The organism is Arthrobacter sp. R4, assembly GCF_051365025.1.
Lineage (GTDB): Bacteria > Actinomycetota > Actinomycetes > Actinomycetales > Micrococcaceae > Arthrobacter.
The window spans coordinates 15,800-31,519 of sequence record NZ_JBLWIJ010000002.1 but is presented as its reverse complement, the minus strand read 5'-3'; the positions used below and the strand labels follow the sequence as shown (position 1 = coordinate 31,519).

The window sequence follows — 15,720 nt, the reverse complement described above, 5'->3', positions numbered from 1 at the left end:
GCCCACCGGCCGGTTCGCGGCTAGAGTCGGATCAATGCGGAACCCTCAGCAAGCTGACGATATTTCCCTTCCCACTCCTGACCATCTTTCGGACGGCTTTGTGCGGGTCCGGGGCGCGCGCGAGAACAACCTGCGGAACGTGGACGTGGATGTGCCGCGGGACTCCATCGTGGCGTTCACGGGGGTCTCCGGTTCGGGTAAGTCGTCACTGGCTTTTGGCACCATCTATGCCGAAGCCCAGCGGCGCTACTTCGAATCTGTGGCACCGTACGCACGCCGCCTTATCCAGCAAGGCCACAATCCCAAGGTGGAGATGATCTCCGGGCTGCCGCCCGCCGTCGCGCTTCAACAGCGGCGCGGCGCGCCCAGCAGCCGCTCAACGGTGGGCACGGTGACCACACTCTCCAACTCGCTCCGAATGCTCTTTTCGCGGGCCGGGACCTACCCTGCGGGCGCCGCGCAACTGGACTCCGACGCCTTTTCACCGAACACCGCAGCCGGAGCCTGCCCCGAATGCCACGGACTGGGCGTCGCCCATACGGTGACCGAGGAATCCCTGGTCCCGGACTCCACCTTGACCATCCGGGAAGGTGCCATCGCGGCTTGGCCGGGAGCGTGGCAGGGAAAAAACCTCCGCGATATCCTCAGCCATCTCGGCTACGACGTGGACGTGCCCTGGCGGAAGATGCCCAGGAAGCAACGCGACTGGATCCTGTTCACCGATGAACAGCCCGTCGTGGAAGTCACCCCCGAGCGGGACCGCGTGGCCAAGCCCTACAAGGGGCGCTTCTGGAGCGCCAAAAGCTACGTCCTGCACACCTTGGCGGACTCCCAGAGCACCGCCATGCGCGAGCGCGTCCTGGCGTTTATGGAGTCCGGGCCGTGTCCGCGCTGCGGCGGCACCGGGCTCCGGACTGAAGCCCTCGCCGTAACCTTCGCGGGCCGGAACATCGCAGAATTCAACGCAACGCCGATGGCCGAGTTGGCCGAGATCCTCCGTCCGACCGCCGTTTTGAAGGACGCCGGAACTGCCTCCCGCCGGCAACCCTCCGGTGAGGAAAACGAGGTGGCGGTAGCCATCACCGCAGACCTCCTGCAGCGCATCACCGTGCTGTTGGAGCTGGGCCTGGGATACCTTGCCCTGGGCCGCGCCACTCCCACCCTCTCACCCGGCGAGATGCAGCGGCTGAGGATCGCCACGCAGCTGCGTTCCGGACTGTTCGGCGTGATCTATGTGCTGGACGAGCCGTCGGCCGGCCTCCATCCGGCAGACGCGGAGCCGCTCCTGGCGGTATTGGACCAGCTCAAGGCCTCCGGGAACTCGGTTTTCGTGGTGGAGCACAACATGGACGTGGTCCGCCGGGCTGACTGGCTGGTGGACGTTGGACCCCGCGCGGGGGAAGGCGGCGGCGAGGTGCTTTACAGCGGTCCCGTTGCCGGGCTCGCGGCCATCGAGGAATCGGTTACCCGCCCGTTCCTGTTCGACGGCGGCGGCGCCCACAGTGGGTCCGGCGGCACTTTTGGACGCAGCAAGTCCGACGGCGGCGACGCGCCACGGACGGGCGGTGGCCGGAAGCCCGATGGCTGGCTGGAGCTGGCCGGCATCAGTCGGCACAACCTCAAGGATCTCGATGCGCGGTTCCCGTTGGGCGTCTTGACGGCAGTCACTGGAGTGTCCGGTTCCGGCAAGTCCACCTTGGTGAGCCACGTCCTTGGGGAGGTGGTGGGATCCGGACTGAGGACCCACCAGGCGGGACAACCGGCAAAAGCTACGCAGACGGAAGGCCCGGACGAGGAAGGACCTGCTACGCCGTTGTCGATAGGACTTGTCAGCGGCACCGACCGGATCGACAGGCTGGTCACCGTGGACCAGAAGCCCATCGGGCGCACGCCCCGCTCCAACCTCGCCACCTATACCGGACTGTTCGACGCCGTGCGCAAGGAGTTCGCCGCCACGGAGCAGGCCCGGGCACGCGGGTTCGGCGCCGGGAGGTTCTCCTTCAATGTGGCCGGCGGCCGCTGCGAAACCTGCCAAGGCGAGGGCTTTGTTGCAGTGGAACTGCTCTTCCTCCCGGGCAGCTACGGCCCGTGCCCGGAGTGCGGCGGTTCCCGCTACAACCCGGAAACCCTGGAGGTGACGTACCGGGGGAAGAACGTGGCCGAGGTGCTCCGCCTGACGGTGGACGCTGCTGCTGCGTTCCTGGCTGATGTTCCCGCCGCGGCCCGCAGCCTGAAGAGCCTTAGGGACGTCGGCCTGGGCTACCTCCGCCTGGGCCAGCCGGCCACTGAACTCTCTGGCGGCGAGGCCCAGCGCATCAAGCTGGCCACCGAGCTTCAGCGCGCAAAGAAGGGCCACACCCTCTACCTTCTGGACGAGCCCACTACCGGGCTCCACCCCGCCGATGTTCAACTGCTCATGGCCCAACTCCACGGACTGGTGGACAGTGGCAACACCGTGGTGGTGGTGGAACACGAGATGGCCGTCGTGGCCGGGGCGGACTGGGTCATCGACCTGGGCCCGTCGGGCGGGGATGCCGGCGGCCGGATCGTCGCCGCCGGAACCGTTGCCGACGTCGCGCGTTCCCCCCACAGCCGAACCGCCGCTTACCTGGCCGCGGCACTACCCCAACCGGCCACCAGCCAACTCCCAGAAAGCATCTCGGTTTGATAACGGCACCGTGATGTCCTAGCGTGAAAGACAAGCCCGCTAAGCGGGCGACAGGAATGCCCGGTGCTGCCTCCACCAGAACTGCCCGGCCGGCAGACACCGAAAATGACCTCTATTCGTCAGGGGCGGGCAGTGGCGCAACGACCTCCGGGGACGGATCGAGCGCAGGTGGCCTTCAGGAGCATCACCACATGAAAAACACCACCTTCCGTACTGCCGCACGCCGTGGAGTCACCCTTGCCGCCGTCTCAGCAGCAGGGCTGGCACTCTCCGCAACAGCCGCCAACGCGGCCACCAGCACATCAACATGGGACGCCCTGGCGCAGTGTGAGAGCGGCGGCAACTGGTCCACCAACACCGGCAACGGCTACACAGGCGGCCTGCAGTTCAGCGCCAGCACGTGGGCAGCCTACGGCGGCACAGGCTCGGCGGCAGACGCCAGCCGTGAGCAGCAGATCGCCGTGGCCGAACAAGTGCAAGCCGCCCAGGGCTGGGGTGCCTGGCCGTCCTGCGCCTCCCAGCTTGGCCTGAGCGGTGGAGGCGGCGCCACTGCGGTTGCTCCCCAGAGCGTCCCGGTCCAAAGCGTCCCGGTCGAGACGGCACCGGTCCAAAGCGTCCCGGTCGAGACCGCGCCACTGGCAGCGCCGACCGACGCGGTCCAGGCAGCCCAGCACGTCGCGCCCGTGGCGTTGAGCGGCGAAACCTACACATTAGAGGCGGGCGATACCCTCAGCACCGCAGCCGAAAAGCTGGGCATCGATGGCGGTTGGCAGAGCCTGGCCGACGCCAACACGGACACCGTCGCTGATCCTGACCTCGTGTTTGAGGGCCAGGTCCTGCAGCTTCCAGCCTAGGCTGCCAGGAACCCCGGCTTTCTATCCGGAATAACGACGCCGGAGCTCCCCCCAGCGGGGAACTCCGGCGTCGTTGTTGCGTCTTGAGCTTGTGGGCTGGCTGCTGCGGTTACGCTGCGGCCGGGATTTCGCGGATGATACGCACTTTCCAGGCGGCGTCATCGCTGGTATCCAGGAGGGCCACCGTGCCATGGGCCACGTTCAGTGCCACGCGCTTAGCTGCCAGCAGTTCGAGGTAAAGGTGCTCGTTCATGCGGCTGGGCGTGTCGATCATGTACTTCACAGCGTCACGGACTTTGCGGTAATTCGCGCTCCGTTCGCGGTGCAAGTGCAGTTCGAGGCTCTGGCGCTGGCGGACTTTGGGTTCGTGCTTGTTGAGCCAGGACACAGCCGCATGGACGCCGATGACGAGGGCAAGGGAGACACCGTAGATCCACCAGCCGCTGGTCAGGAGGAACAGCGGCAGGTTTCCGATGGCCACAATCGCGATGATGACGCGAAGGGCGGCGATCTTGCGGAGGGTCAGGGCCACGGACGCCAGGGCGGCGCGGAAGCCGTGCTGGTCCTTGCGGGCCGTGGCGGGGTCGATTATGAACTCATCAAGGACCAGGATGCCCTTGGCCTCCGGACTTAGCATCTGCCCGAATTTGGGCATGAAAGGCTGTGCAGTACCGGCGGTCATTTCAGGTGTAGTTGTCATGTAAAGGCTTCCGGGACGCTGGGGTGTTTCGGTGATCTTAGTGGTAAGGCCTACCTGCTGTATGCATCGGTCCACTATGTGAACATTCGCCGGCTTTCCCCTGTGGCGGCCGGCACTGCAATTGGCACTTGGGCCGCATGCCGTCAGACTGAAGGGATGCAAACCTTCCTTCCGTACCCCGATTTCCGGCAGAGCGCCGCAGCACTGGACACTGCCAGGCTCGGCAAGCAGCGCGTCGAAGCGCTGCAGACCCTTCGGGCGCTGGTCATCCCCGAGTACGGCTGGCAGACCCACCCGGCCGTCCGGATGTGGATGGGCTACGTTCCGGCCCTGACCATGTACGGCTTGGCCATGGTCGACGAGTGGACTGAACGTGGCCACCCGGACAACACCCGCGCCAACATCACCGAGTTCGCTCCGCAGGCAGCCCACCCCGATTACGCCGCCAAAATCCCCATGCCGCCATGGCTGGGAAATTCGGATTTCCACCTGAGCCACCGGTCTAAGCTCCTCCGCAAGGAACCCAAGTTCTACAAGTCTGTGTTCCCTGACGCCATACCGGACATTGACTACATCTGGCCCGAGCCCAAGCATGAGTTCCTGCCCGAGGACCCCGAAGGCGACATCCTGTGGATCCTGCGCTCACCGCACGCAGAATTCAGCCCGGAGACACTAAACACCGTGGCGCTGCCGCCGGTCCGCCGCGCCATTGCTGCCGCCGAGCAGGACGACTACTCCCCCGTTTATGCGGACGACGGGTCGCGCCGTCCCTCCAAGCAGCCCCGGAAGCTTCCGCCCAAGGCGAAGATCAAGAAGCCGACGAGGAAGCGCCAGGCCCAGGAGGAAGCGTTTGCCACCCTCCCTGGCAAAACCGCTGTGGCGGTCTCGTTCGAGGACGGCGCCAAGTTCGCTGTAGGCCAGGTCCTGGGCCGGCCCATCACGCTCGACGACGGCCGCTTTGGCCGGAACTTCAGCGTCACCGAGGTGATCGACCGCTCCGCCTTCGACTACCCGGCACTCCTGCAGGACCCCCGGGTCTTCTTCCCGGTCCCCGCTCCCTGACCGCATGACCATCCTCCTGGCCGGCTGCGGCGATCTGGGCACGGAAGCGGGCCTGCGCTTCGCTGCGGCAGGACACCGCGTAGTGGGTTGGCGACGCTCGCCGGAAAAACTTCCCGCAGAAATCGAAGGCGTCGCAGCTGACCTGTCCACCGCGGCCCTTCCCGCTATCCCGGCCGGAATTGCCGCCGTCGTGATTGCAGTGGCAGCCGATTCACCCACGGAAGCGGCCTACCGGGCAGCGTACGTGGACGGGCTTTCCCACGTTTTGGACGCCTTGGACCGCGACGGCGTGACACCACGTCGCGTCCTCTTTGTTTCCTCCACTGCCGTCTATGGGGACGCGGGTGGTGGCTGGGTTGATGAAAGTACGACGGCGGCACCTGGTGGTTTCTCCGGGCGCATCCTCCGCGAGGCTGAGGAAGTCCTGCTAACGCGGTTGCGCGGCACCGGTTGCGTACCGGTGGTCCTGCGGCTCGGTGGCATATACGGGCCCGGGCGGACCCGGCTTATCGACCAGGTCCGTAGCAGAGCGGCCGTCGCTCCAGATGAGCCGCGGTACACGAACAGGATCCATCGGGACGACGCAGCGGCGGCCATCGTCCATCTATGCACCATGGAGTCCATGCCTGCTCCGGTATATGTTGGCGTGGACAATGAGCCAGCCGACCTCGGCGACGTGCTGGGTTTCCTGGCGTCCGAGATGGGCTATCCTGAACCGCCGATCGGCCCTGCTGGGGAGGCCCGCGGTGGCAACAAGCGGTGCAGCAACGCCTTGCTCCGGAACACCGGATTCGAGTTCGCCTACCCGTCATTCCGCGAGGGCTACCGCGCCATCCTTGCTGGTAAAGGCGCCCGTCACCCTTAGCTTCCTGTGCGCGTACGTAGACTTGGGGCCGGGCCGCCGTTAGCCGCACCGCGGCGTATTGGGCTGTGAGAACCCGTCGTAACCGAGGAGCATCGTGGACTTCCAGCACATCATCGAAGCCGTGGGCAGGTACATGGACTTCGCCGGGGTAGCCGTTATGGTCATCGGCGCTGTTATATCGATTCCCATGGCCTTGCGCGGCTACCAACCTCGAAAGCGCCCTGCTGGATCCGAAAAGTTGACCGTGTACCGTTCTTACCGGCAACTGTTGGGGCGGTCCATCCTGCTGGGCCTGGAACTTCTGGTGGCCGCCGATATCATTCGCACGGTAGCCGTGACACCCACATATGAAAGCGTGGGCGTGCTCGCGATCATCGTCCTGATCCGAACCTTCCTGAGCTTCTCGCTGGAACTGGAGATCACCGGACGCTGGCCATGGCAGAAGGAACCTTCCGAGTCGTCCTCCGAGCGGGCACGCGCGGACACCTAAGCACGCGGACACCAGCTTGCCCCCGGACGTGCCCATCACATAAGGCGGTCCAGGTGGGTCGGAGGTTATCCACATAGGGAATTTACTGTGCTGTTTTTGTTGGCGGGTCGCTGGATGATGGGGGTATGGGGATCCCGGGTGTTGACGAGGCGGTGGAGGCGTTCGAGGCTGCTGCGGCCGAGTTTGCTGCCTTTGTGCGCCGTGGGCTGGGTGGCCGCGGTTCCGGGACGGGTTCCGGGACGGGTTCCGGGGGTGGTGATCCTTTGCGGGGGCAGGCCGATACGTGCCTGGACGGGCTGGGCGGTTCGGTCCGGGTGGACGCGATGGTGGCGGCGTTCAGGGTGCGCCTGGCCGCCGCGTACGCGGGGAAGGCTGCGGCCCTGGACGGCCCGGTCAGGAGCCCTGGCGAACACACGGCCCAGGAGATGGGTGTGGTGTCCGAGGTCGCGTGTGCCCTGACGGTGAGCGAACGCTCGGCTTCGGCGCTGTTGGCGCAGGCCCATGAGCTGACCACTACCTTGCCGCTGACGCTGGCCGCGCTGCAGTCCGGGGATCTGTCGTGGCAGCACGCGAAGGTCATGGTCGATGAAACGACCGGCCTGGATGCTGCCGGCGCGGCGGCGTTGGAGGCCCGTTTCCTGGGCCCGGACGTGCCGGACCGGGCCCGGGAGTGCCCGGCCGGGGAGCTGGTCCCGTCCCGGTTCCGGGCCAAGGCCAGGACCTGGCGGGAACGGCACCATCCGGTGAGTATTGAAAAGCGCCATGCCAGGAGTGTGCTGGACCGTCGGCTGGAGTACGTCCCGGACCGGGACGGCATGGCCTGGCTTTCGGCCTACCTGCCCGCAGACCGGGCAGCCGGGATCTGGAACGGCATCACCGCCACCGCCCGGGCACTCCAGGGCCCGGCCGAGACCCGCACCATGACCCAGCTCCGCGCCGACATCGCCGCCAAACTGCTCCTCAGCTCGGGCGCCGCAGACGATACGTCAGTCGATGTATCAACGGCTGACGGCGGCCCCGCCGACGTCCTGCCGGGCAACGACTTGATGGCGGGGCGGGTCCCGTCACCGGCGGCGCAGGTCCTGGTGACCGTGCCGGTGTTCGCGCTGATGGGCCTCACCGACGAGCCCGCCACCCTCGACGGTTACGGGCCGATCCCGGCATCGATGGCCCGCAACCTGGTCGCCGACGGCGCCGGCTCCTTCCACCGCGTCCTGACCGACCCCCGCAACGGGGCACCGCTGGAGATCGGCCGCCAAAGCTACCGGGTTCCTGCCGCGATGCGCCAATGGCTGAGAATGCGGGACGGCAAATGCCCCTTCCCCGGCTGCAACAACCAATCACTGGACAACGAAGCAGACCACCTCCTGGCCTGGGCCGACGGCGGCACCACAGGCATCAGCAACCTCGGCCAGCCCTGCCCCAAACACCACCGGCTGAAACACACCACCGCCTGGACACCCACCGAAGCCAGCATCGACAAACCACCAGGCTGGACCTCACCCACCGGCCGCCACTACCAAAGCGAACACCAAGACTGGGAACCACCCCAATGGCCACCCCACATCCTCGGCCCGATCCCGGACCAAGAACACAACCCCGCCGTGGCGGAAGGCAAGTCAGTCGGCAAGAAACTTGAGCCTGTCCCTGGCCCTGCCGCGCCCTAGGACCACCTGCACCCTTTCATGGACTGGGCGTTCTCCGCTCTCGCTGAGCCACAAACAAACATGCAGCCAACCGCCTCAGTCTGGCTAGGCGTCCTGCCAGCCGCGCCCCTCTTTGAAGGTGGCCGCCCGGGTTCCGACGCCAGCCCGGAGCGAGTTCGACGGATCCTCATACAGCGTGGCTTCGGTGGCGCGGCTATTCGTGATGAGCTGCTCGGCCTCGAGCTTGGCTTCTGCGACAGTCGCTCCGATGATGCCCGTCCGAGCCGGAAGGTCGGGCGTATGAACGATGTCCGCATCCGTCTGCGCCAAAGGGACGGTAGTGCCGGGACTGATTTCATCGTGGGGAAAGGCGAATTCTTCCTCGTCGGAAGTGGCTGGGACCGTGTACTCCAAGAAGTAAGTCATGGTTCCACCCTTGCAGATACGTCTCGGCGCCGAAAGTTCCTGCTGAGAAACTCACAGGTTCCCGTGCCCGCCCGCCACTCCTATACTGACGGGATGATGATGTCGCTGTTGTTCGGCGTCATAGCATCCAGTGCACTGATTCTGGGTGCCTTCATCGGTGTTCGGTTCGATCTTCCCAAACGGCTCCTGGCCATCCTTCTGGCCTTCGCAGCGGGCTCATTGATTACCGCCCTGGCGTTTGAACTCTTCGAGGACGCTTATGAGCGCGGTGGCATTATTCGGGCCGCACTTGGCTTGCTGGGCGGTGCCATCGTTTTCACAATCCTTAGTGCACTGCTGGACCGCTGGGCCCAGCCTGGCGACCAGGCCATACCTGCCGATGAATTCCAAGGCAGCGCCAAACTGGACACAGATGCTGCGGCGGAGGACAAGCCGGCCGCCAAGGTTTCCACGCGTGGCGCGGCCGGGATGGCTCTCTTAGCAGCCGTCACCCTGGATGGCGTGCCGGAAAACGTCGCCCTCGGTGTTTCCTTGGGAGAAGGAACCGGAGGACTGGCCCTGCTCGCCGCCATCTTCGTCTCCAACCTGCCCGAGGCCCTGGTGGGTGCGGCCTCGATGCGCAGCCAAGGCCGTTCCTCGTTGAGCGTCATTGGACTGTGGCTTGCCTGCGCAATCCTCCTGGTAGTCGCCGTAGTGATCGGAGCCGGCCCGCTATCCGGCACCGACCCCGAAGCAATCTCCCTACCCCTGGCGTTCGCAGCCGGCGCCGTCATTGCCTCACTCGCCGACACGCTCATGCCTGAGGCTTACGAACACGGCGGGCCCGCGGTGGCCATCAGCACTGCGGCGGGTTTCGTCCTCGCGTTTGTACTGTCGCTCGCTTGAACGCGCTCGCTTGAACCGCCCGTCCTCACTTGAGCGCCTTAGCGGGAACGGAACCAGCTACTTGCCGAGTCCCGCCTTGCGAAGGGCCTCCGCCATGGCCGTGTTCACCGGCGCAGGCTTCGGCGCAGACTTTGGGGCAGCAGTCCGGCCGCCTGCCGGCTGCGGAGCTTTCCCGCGATCCTGACGGCCTGCCTCAGGCCGCCCACCAGCCCCACGGCCAGCTTCCGAACGCCCGCCGGATGGTGAGGGTTCGTCGTCGAGCCTCAGTGTCAGGGAGATACGCTTCCGCTCGGGATCCGCTTCCAGGACCTTGACCCGCACCACCTGGCCGGACTTCACCACTTCGCGCGGATCGGACACAAAGCGGTTGGCCAGCGCCGAGACATGGACCAGCCCGTCCTGGTGCACTCCGACGTCGACGAATGCGCCGAAAGCGGCCACATTGGTGACGGTCCCCTCAAGAACCATGCCGGGCTTGAGGTCCGAAATCTTTTCGATCCCTTCCGAGAACGTTGCCGCGGCAAACGCGGGCCGCGGGTCCCGGCCGGGCTTGTCCAGTTCAGCCAGGATGTCCTGGACCGTGGGCAACCCGAAGGTCCCGTCCACGAACTCCCGCGGATCAAGGGACGACGCCGGCGCCGAACCGGCAGCCACCAGGATTTTCCGCGCCACTGCGTACGCCTCCGGGTGCACGCTGGAGGCATCCAGCGGCTCCGCTCCCCCGGTGATCCGCAGGAAGCCCGCGCATTGCTCGAACGCCTTGGCGCCGAGCCGGGGCACCTTCTTCAGGTCGGTGCGCTTGGCGAACGGGCCGTGTTCGTTCCGGTACGCCACAATGTTTTCGCTCAGCAAAGGCCCGACGCCGGCCACGCGGCTCAGCAGCGCGGGCGACGCCGTGTTGACGTCCACGCCCACCGCGTTCACGCAGTCCTCCACCACCGCGTCCAGGCTGCGGTCCAGTTTCGACGCCGTCACGTCGTGCTGGTACTGCCCTACCCCGATGGACTTCGGATCGATCTTGACCAGTTCGGCAAGGGGGTCCTGCAGGCGCCGGGCGATGGAGACGGCTCCCCGCAGGGACACATCCATCCCGGGCAGTTCAGCGGCTGCCAGCGCCGACGCCGAATACACGGAAGCCCCGGCCTCGGAGACCACCAGTTTCTGCGGTTTCTTCTCCGCGGCCGGCAGCAGTTTGATCAGTTCCGCGGCCAGCTTGTCCGTCTCGCGGGACGCCGTGCCATTGCCTATGGCCACCAGTTCAACGTTGTGCTCCTGCGCCAGCCGGACCAGCGTGGCCAGGGCCTCGTCCCACTTCCGGGCCGGTGCGTGCGGATACACGGTGTCGGTGGCAACCACCTTGCCTGTGCCATCCACCACGGCCACCTTCACGCCGGTCCGCAGGCCCGGGTCCAGCCCCAGGGTGGCGCGGTTGCCGGCAGGTGCCGCGAGAAGAACGTCGCGCAGGTTTGCGGCGAATACCCGGACGGCCTCGTCCTCGGCGGCGGTAAACAACCGTCCGCGAAGGTCGGCCGTCAACCGGGCAAGTACACGTGAGCGCCACGCCAGCTGGGCAGTCTGCATCAGCCAGGCGTCGGCGGGCCGACCCCGTTCGGCGACACCAAGGCACCTGGCCACCGCATTCTCGTAGCGGGCACGGGCGGCAGCGAGCGCGTCGTCGTTAGTCGGATCTGCCTCAACAAGATCCAGTTCCAGGACACCGTCCTTCTCGCCACGCAGCAAGGCTAGGACGCGGTGCGAGGGCATCCCGGAAGGCGCCTGCGCGAACTCAAAGTAGTCGGCGAACTTCTGCCCCTCCGCCTCTTTGCCCTTCTTGACGCGCGATACCATCCGGCCCTGAGTCCAGAGCCGGTCCCGCAGGGTGGCGGCAAGGTCCGGGTCCTGGGCGACACGCTCAACCAGAATGGAGCGGGCTCCGGCGAGCGCGGCAGCGGCGTCGTCTATGGAGTGCTCCGGGTTCAAGTACTTGGCGGCCTCGCGTTCGGGGTCCAGCTCCGGCCGCTTCAGCAGCACGTCGGCGAGCGGCTCCAATCCGGCTTCCCGCGCGATCTGGGCTTTGGTGCGCCGCTTGGATTTGAAGGGAAGGTAGATGTCTTCCAGCCGTGATTTCGTGTCCGCGGCAAGGATGGCCGCCTGCAGTTCCGGTGTCAGCTGTCCCTGCGCGGCAATCGCCTCAAGGACCGTACGACGGCGGTCCTCCAGGTCCCGGAGGTAGCGCAGGCGCTCGTCGAGGTCGCGGAGCTGCGTGTCATCCAGCGTCCCGGTGGCTTCCTTGCGGTACCGGGCGATGAACGGGACGGTGGACCCGCCGTCGAGCAGTTCCACCGCAGCCTTGACCTGCCAGGTTTTCACACCAAGTTCGGCGGCGATCTGGGCGTGGATGGCGCTGTCCGATGTTGGGGCGGATGCGGAGGCGGACGGGGCGTGCGGGAGTTGGGTCACCAGAACATTTTGCCCTACGGGTCTGACGGTCTCCAGCGACAGCCTCAACCCAGGCACCGCGCCAGGCCGGGTATTCCGCTACGGGCCGTGAAGTGCTGTAGTGGAGTTGCCGTCACAGGTAATCATTCTCGAGGAAGAGGCCACCATGCGGGAACTGCTCATCGTCTTTCAGGAAGGATTCGACGAGGCCAACATCACCGTCATGGTCAACGGCAAAGAGGTCCGTCGCGACCTCGGAGTTTCCACCAACCCCCTTCTGGGGGAAGCATTCGAAGCGTCAGTGGAGTTGCCCGCGAAAGGGGCACAGGTGGGCGTGGAGATCACCAACAGGGGCCTGAAAGGCATCCTCAAGGTCAGCGGAAAACCCAAAAGCCTGCTTGTTTCCATTGAGGACGGCAAGCTGGTGATGCGTGAGGGGACGGGCCGCGAGGCATTCCTCTAGCGAAAACCCTAGCGATAATCCATTCGGTGGAATATCATGTAAGCACCGCCCGGACCCCAAGGGATCCAGGCGGGCCAATCATAAAATGAGCCAAAAAGCCGTCGGATGGCTTCTTGGCGCGCGCTGCCGGGACAGCACACCGTGCAGCCAGCGACGGCGGCACCCAAGTGGGTGCCGCCGTCGTCGTTATGTGGCTGTCAGCCTTGGTACGCGGGGTAGTCGGTGTAGCCCTTGGCACCCTCGCCATAGAAAGTGGAAGCATCCGGCTCGTTCAGCGGGAGGCTTTCCTTCCAGCGGCGGGCCAGGTCAGGGTTGGCAATGGCAGGCCGGCCCACTACCACGGCATCAGCGTGGCCGTCGGCCACCAGGGCCACGGCTTCGTCGCGGGTAGTGACAACACCGAAGCCGGTGTTCACCAGGAAGGTCCCATCAAAGCGTGCGCGGAGGTCCTGGACCAACTCGCCCGTGGGCTCATGGTGCAGGATGCTCAGGTAGGCGAGGTTGAGCGGCGAAATACTGTCCAGGAGCACTTCGTAGGTTGCGCGGACATCCGCCAGGTCCGTTTCGGCGATGCCCTGGACATTGTGCTCCGGTGAGATGCGGATGCCCACACGGTTGGCGCCGAGTGCTGCGACCACGGCATTGACGGTCTCGATGACAAAGCGCGCCCGGTTCTCCGGGGATCCGCCATAGCTGTCATCGCGGACGTTGGAGTTCGGCGCAAGGAATTCGTGCAGCAAATAGCCGTTGGCCGAGTGCAGTTCCACGCCGTCGAAGCCGGCCTCGATGGCGTTGCGGGATGCGGTGACGATCTCGTCCATCACGACTGGCAGTTCGTCGGAGGTGAGCGCGTGCGGTACCGGGTAGGGCTCCTTGCCCGACGGGGTGCGCACTTCACCTTCAATGGCGACGGCGCTGGGGCCAACGATCGGATGGCCTCCGGTGATGTCCTGGTGGGACACGCGCCCGCCGTGCATGACCTGGGCAAAGATCCTGCCGCCTTCGGCGTGAACTGCGTCTGTGACCTGCTTCCACGCGGCGACCTGCTCCTCGGTGACCAGCCCGGGCTGGCCCGGGTAGGAACGGCCGGCAGGGCTCGGGTAAATACCTTCGCTGACGATAAGGCCCAGGGACGCGCGCTGGCGGTAATGCTCCACGACGAGGGGGCCGGGCACACCTTCCTCGCCGGAGCGGAGGCGCGTAAGCGGTGCCATCACCAGGCGGTTGGGGAGTTCGAGCTCGCCGAGGGTCAACGGGGAAAACAGCATGCGCAGTTCCTTTCAGAAATGAAGTGGTACTGCCCTGCCCAACTGACTGGCGTGTGCAACTATTCCGGTTGTGATTGGGAACACGGTGGGCGGCCCTTGCAGTAAGCACGGGCCGCCCACCGTGGAAACGTCAAAAACTACGTCTGGGCCGGCAAAACCAACTTCCCTGTCTTGTCGGTCGAAAGGGCAAGGGAGGACACATATTGGGGCTCGCCGTCGGGCCCGTCTTGGGCCGAGCGGATCATGTCCGGACGCTCAAACTCCAGCCCGGTCACATGGCAGGGCAGCTTGTCCTCGCTCGGGTTCCCGTCGGCGTCAAACATTGGCAGGTCAATGCCGTCGTCCGTGCGCCGGAGGTAGTACTTTCCTTGGGTCGCCAACGCCAGGACCGGAGGCAGGACCAGTGCCAGCCCCACGGCGAAGATCGGCGAGAAAGGTTGGATAGCGCCACCGAACGCCCCGAAGAAGACCGCGATGGAGATCCCCGCAGAGACCAGCATGGAGACGAATCCCACCGGGTTCACCGCGTACAGCATGCCGCGCCGAAACTCGGCCGTCTTCGGAGAGATCTTGAGCAGGTACTTATTGATCGCGATATCGGACGCCACGGTAACCACCCAGGCCATGGCGCAGTTGGCGTAAAAGCCCAGGATCGTGTTCAGGAAGTCGAACATATTGGCTTCCATCAGCACCAGCGCGATGACCAGGTTGACCACTACAAAGACCATGCGGCCCGGGTAGGTCTTGGTGATGCGTGTGAAGCTGTTGGTCCAGGCCAAGGACCCCGAATAGGCATTCGTAACGTTGATCTTGATCTGCGAGATGACCACCAGCACCACTGCCAGCGTCATGGCAAGCCACGCCGGCATCATCTCCTGGTAGACGCCCAGGAACTGGTGGACGGGCTCGTTTGCGTGCACTGATGCTGCGGGATCGAGCGTGGCAATGAGGTAGATGGCGATGAACATGCCAACAATCTGTTTGATTGCCCCGAAGATCACCCAGCCCGGCCCGGCCAGGATCACCGCCCGCCACCACGCGCCTTTGTTGGCCTCGGTCCGCGGCGGCATGAACCGCAGGTAGTCGATCTGCTCGGCGATCTGCGCCATCAGCGACAGGCAGACCCCTGCTGCCAGCATCACTGAAGCAACACTGGGTCCTTCTGCCCCTGATTCGCCGGTGTAGGCGAAGAAGCTGTCGACGCTTTCCGGGTGGGAGATGACCAGATATCCCACCGGAACCACCATCAGCAGGAGCCACAGCGGAGTGGTCCACACCTGCAGCTTGGCCAAGGTGTTCATCCCGTAAATGACCAGCGGAATGATGATCACTGTCGACGCCGCATACCCAAGCCACTGTGGGATGCCGAGCCCCACTTCCAGACCCTGCGCCATGATGGAACCCTCCAGCGCAAAGAAGATGAACGTAAATGTGGCAAAAATGACGTTGGTGACCACGGATCCGTAATAGCCAAAGCCGGAACCGCGTGTGATGAGGTCCAGATCGATGTTGTACCGGGCCGCGTAGTATGCGAGCGGAAATCCCGTGGCAAAGATGATGAGCGCCGCGACCAGGATGCCAAAGACCGCATTCGTGGTGCCGTAGGCAATGCCGATGTTCGCCCCGATAGAGAAATCGGCCAGATACGCAATGCCGCCCAGGGCGCTCGTGGCAACTACGCCCGCGCTCCATTTCCGGTATGAACGCGGTGCGAACCGGAGCGTGTAATCCTCCAGGCTCTCTTTGGTGGCGCTGAGGGCGGCCGTGTTGCCCGCCGTCGGGGTTTGCCCCGGACCGCGGACGACGGCGGCACTTTCGGGCGCGGTTGGGTCCAGCAGTCGCGTGCTCTCCAGGTCATTACTCATGTGAGTGCGTCACTTTCCGTGCGGGGACAACGTTGGTGGAACGTCTCTTGCGACCGTAGCCAGCAAGTACGACGGATTCGTCACGATAT

At 65.3% G+C, this 15,720-nt stretch carries 13 protein-coding genes; 8 read left to right on the top strand and 5 right to left on the bottom strand.

What is annotated here, in order from left to right:
• The first annotated feature begins 34 nt into the window (after nucleotides 1–34).
• Together ACLKOZ_RS00765 and ACLKOZ_RS00760 are read left to right on the top strand one after the other, a co-directional pair.
• Nucleotides 35–2,668 carry an ATP-binding cassette domain-containing protein gene (locus ACLKOZ_RS00765; protein ID WP_436472246.1) on the top strand — a complete coding sequence of 878 codons (2,634 nt, stop codon included), beginning with the start codon at nucleotides 35–37 and terminating at the stop codon, nucleotides 2,666–2,668.
• Between the two features lie 191 nt (nucleotides 2,669–2,859).
• Nucleotides 2,860–3,522 (top strand): transglycosylase family protein, encoded by a 663-nt coding sequence (locus ACLKOZ_RS00760; protein WP_436472245.1) that lies wholly within the window; start codon nucleotides 2,860–2,862, stop codon nucleotides 3,520–3,522.
• 109 nt (nucleotides 3,523–3,631) lie between these two features.
• Here the strand turns inward: ACLKOZ_RS00760 and ACLKOZ_RS00755 are convergent, their stop codons facing one another.
• Nucleotides 3,632–4,222, bottom strand: a complete 591-nt coding sequence (locus ACLKOZ_RS00755) for a hypothetical protein (protein WP_436472244.1) — start codon at nucleotides 4,220–4,222, stop codon at nucleotides 3,632–3,634.
• Between the two features lie 156 nt (nucleotides 4,223–4,378).
• On the opposite strand from ACLKOZ_RS00755, the gene ACLKOZ_RS00750 reads away from it, so the two are divergent.
• The 4 genes from ACLKOZ_RS00750 to ACLKOZ_RS00735 all read left to right on the top strand — a co-directional run bounded on the left by ACLKOZ_RS00750 (nucleotide 4,379) and on the right by ACLKOZ_RS00735 (nucleotide 8,306).
• The gene (locus tag ACLKOZ_RS00750) at nucleotides 4,379–5,284 is read left to right on the top strand and encodes an MSMEG_6728 family protein (RefSeq protein WP_376045374.1); all 906 of its coding nucleotides are present in this window, start codon (nucleotides 4,379–4,381) and stop codon (nucleotides 5,282–5,284) included.
• A 4-nt stretch (nucleotides 5,285–5,288) separates the two neighbouring features.
• Nucleotides 5,289–6,149, top strand: coding sequence for an SDR family oxidoreductase (locus ACLKOZ_RS00745; RefSeq protein ID WP_436472243.1), 861 nt, complete (start codon nucleotides 5,289–5,291; stop codon nucleotides 6,147–6,149).
• A 94-nt stretch (nucleotides 6,150–6,243) separates the two neighbouring features.
• A complete protein-coding gene (locus ACLKOZ_RS00740; RefSeq protein ID WP_436472242.1) occupies nucleotides 6,244–6,639 on the top strand; it encodes a DUF1622 domain-containing protein in 396 nt (131 codons plus the stop codon).
• A 125-nt stretch (nucleotides 6,640–6,764) separates the two neighbouring features.
• Nucleotides 6,765–8,306, top strand: a complete 1,542-nt coding sequence (locus ACLKOZ_RS00735; protein WP_436472241.1) for a DUF222 domain-containing protein — start codon at nucleotides 6,765–6,767, stop codon at nucleotides 8,304–8,306.
• Nucleotides 8,307–8,390: 84 nt separating this feature from the next.
• Here ACLKOZ_RS00735 and ACLKOZ_RS00730 read toward each other — a convergent pair whose 3' ends face one another.
• Nucleotides 8,391–8,711, bottom strand: a complete 321-nt coding sequence (locus tag ACLKOZ_RS00730; RefSeq protein ID WP_436472240.1) for a hypothetical protein — start codon at nucleotides 8,709–8,711, stop codon at nucleotides 8,391–8,393.
• A gap of 93 nt (nucleotides 8,712–8,804) precedes the next feature.
• Between ACLKOZ_RS00730 and ACLKOZ_RS00725 the strand changes: the two genes are divergently transcribed.
• On the top strand, nucleotides 8,805–9,596 hold the full coding sequence (locus tag ACLKOZ_RS00725; protein WP_436472239.1) for a ZIP family metal transporter: 792 nt from the start codon (nucleotides 8,805–8,807) through the stop codon (nucleotides 9,594–9,596).
• Between the two features lie 57 nt (nucleotides 9,597–9,653).
• Here ACLKOZ_RS00725 and ACLKOZ_RS00720 read toward each other — a convergent pair whose 3' ends face one another.
• Nucleotides 9,654–12,056: a Tex family protein gene (locus ACLKOZ_RS00720; protein ID WP_436472238.1), complete on the bottom strand. Its 2,403-nt coding sequence runs from the start codon at nucleotides 12,054–12,056 to the stop codon at nucleotides 9,654–9,656.
• 124 nt (nucleotides 12,057–12,180) lie between these two features.
• Between ACLKOZ_RS00720 and ACLKOZ_RS00715 the strand changes: the two genes are divergently transcribed.
• On the top strand, nucleotides 12,181–12,498 hold the full coding sequence (locus tag ACLKOZ_RS00715) for a hypothetical protein (RefSeq protein WP_436472461.1): 318 nt from the start codon (nucleotides 12,181–12,183) through the stop codon (nucleotides 12,496–12,498).
• A 197-nt stretch (nucleotides 12,499–12,695) separates the two neighbouring features.
• Here the strand turns inward: ACLKOZ_RS00715 and ACLKOZ_RS00710 are convergent, their stop codons facing one another.
• Together ACLKOZ_RS00710 and ACLKOZ_RS00705 are read right to left on the bottom strand one after the other, a co-directional pair.
• Entirely contained in the window at nucleotides 12,696–13,766 is a 1,071-nt protein-coding gene (locus ACLKOZ_RS00710; RefSeq protein WP_436472237.1) for an alkene reductase, read from the bottom strand.
• A gap of 137 nt (nucleotides 13,767–13,903) precedes the next feature.
• Nucleotides 13,904–15,631 carry a purine-cytosine permease family protein gene (locus ACLKOZ_RS00705; RefSeq protein WP_436472236.1) on the bottom strand — a complete coding sequence of 576 codons (1,728 nt, stop codon included), beginning with the start codon at nucleotides 15,629–15,631 and terminating at the stop codon, nucleotides 13,904–13,906.
• Nucleotides 15,632–15,720: the final 89 nt, after the last annotated feature.

Bases quoted from the DNA above. Each gene is read 5' to 3' on its own strand.
- ACLKOZ_RS00735 (WP_436472241.1), top strand. From the start codon at position 6,765: ATGGGGATCCCGGGTGTTGACGAGGCGGTGGAGGCGTTCGAGGCTGCT.
- ACLKOZ_RS00765 (WP_436472246.1), top strand. From the start codon at position 35: ATGCGGAACCCTCAGCAAGCTGACGATATTTCCCTTCCCACTCCTGAC.
- ACLKOZ_RS00730 (WP_436472240.1), bottom strand. From the start codon at position 8,711: ATGACTTACTTCTTGGAGTACACGGTCCCAGCCACTTCCGACGAGGAA.
- ACLKOZ_RS00755 (WP_436472244.1), bottom strand. From the start codon at position 4,222: ATGACAACTACACCTGAAATGACCGCCGGTACTGCACAGCCTTTCATG.
- ACLKOZ_RS00705 (WP_436472236.1), bottom strand. From the start codon at position 15,631: ATGAGTAATGACCTGGAGAGCACGCGACTGCTGGACCCAACCGCGCCC.
- ACLKOZ_RS00725 (WP_436472239.1), top strand. From the start codon at position 8,805: ATGATGATGTCGCTGTTGTTCGGCGTCATAGCATCCAGTGCACTGATT.
- ACLKOZ_RS00710 (WP_436472237.1), bottom strand. From the start codon at position 13,766: ATGCTGTTTTCCCCGTTGACCCTCGGCGAGCTCGAACTCCCCAACCGC.
- ACLKOZ_RS00745 (WP_436472243.1), top strand. From the start codon at position 5,289: ATGACCATCCTCCTGGCCGGCTGCGGCGATCTGGGCACGGAAGCGGGC.
- ACLKOZ_RS00760 (WP_436472245.1), top strand. From the start codon at position 2,860: ATGAAAAACACCACCTTCCGTACTGCCGCACGCCGTGGAGTCACCCTT.
- ACLKOZ_RS00750 (WP_376045374.1), top strand. From the start codon at position 4,379: ATGCAAACCTTCCTTCCGTACCCCGATTTCCGGCAGAGCGCCGCAGCA.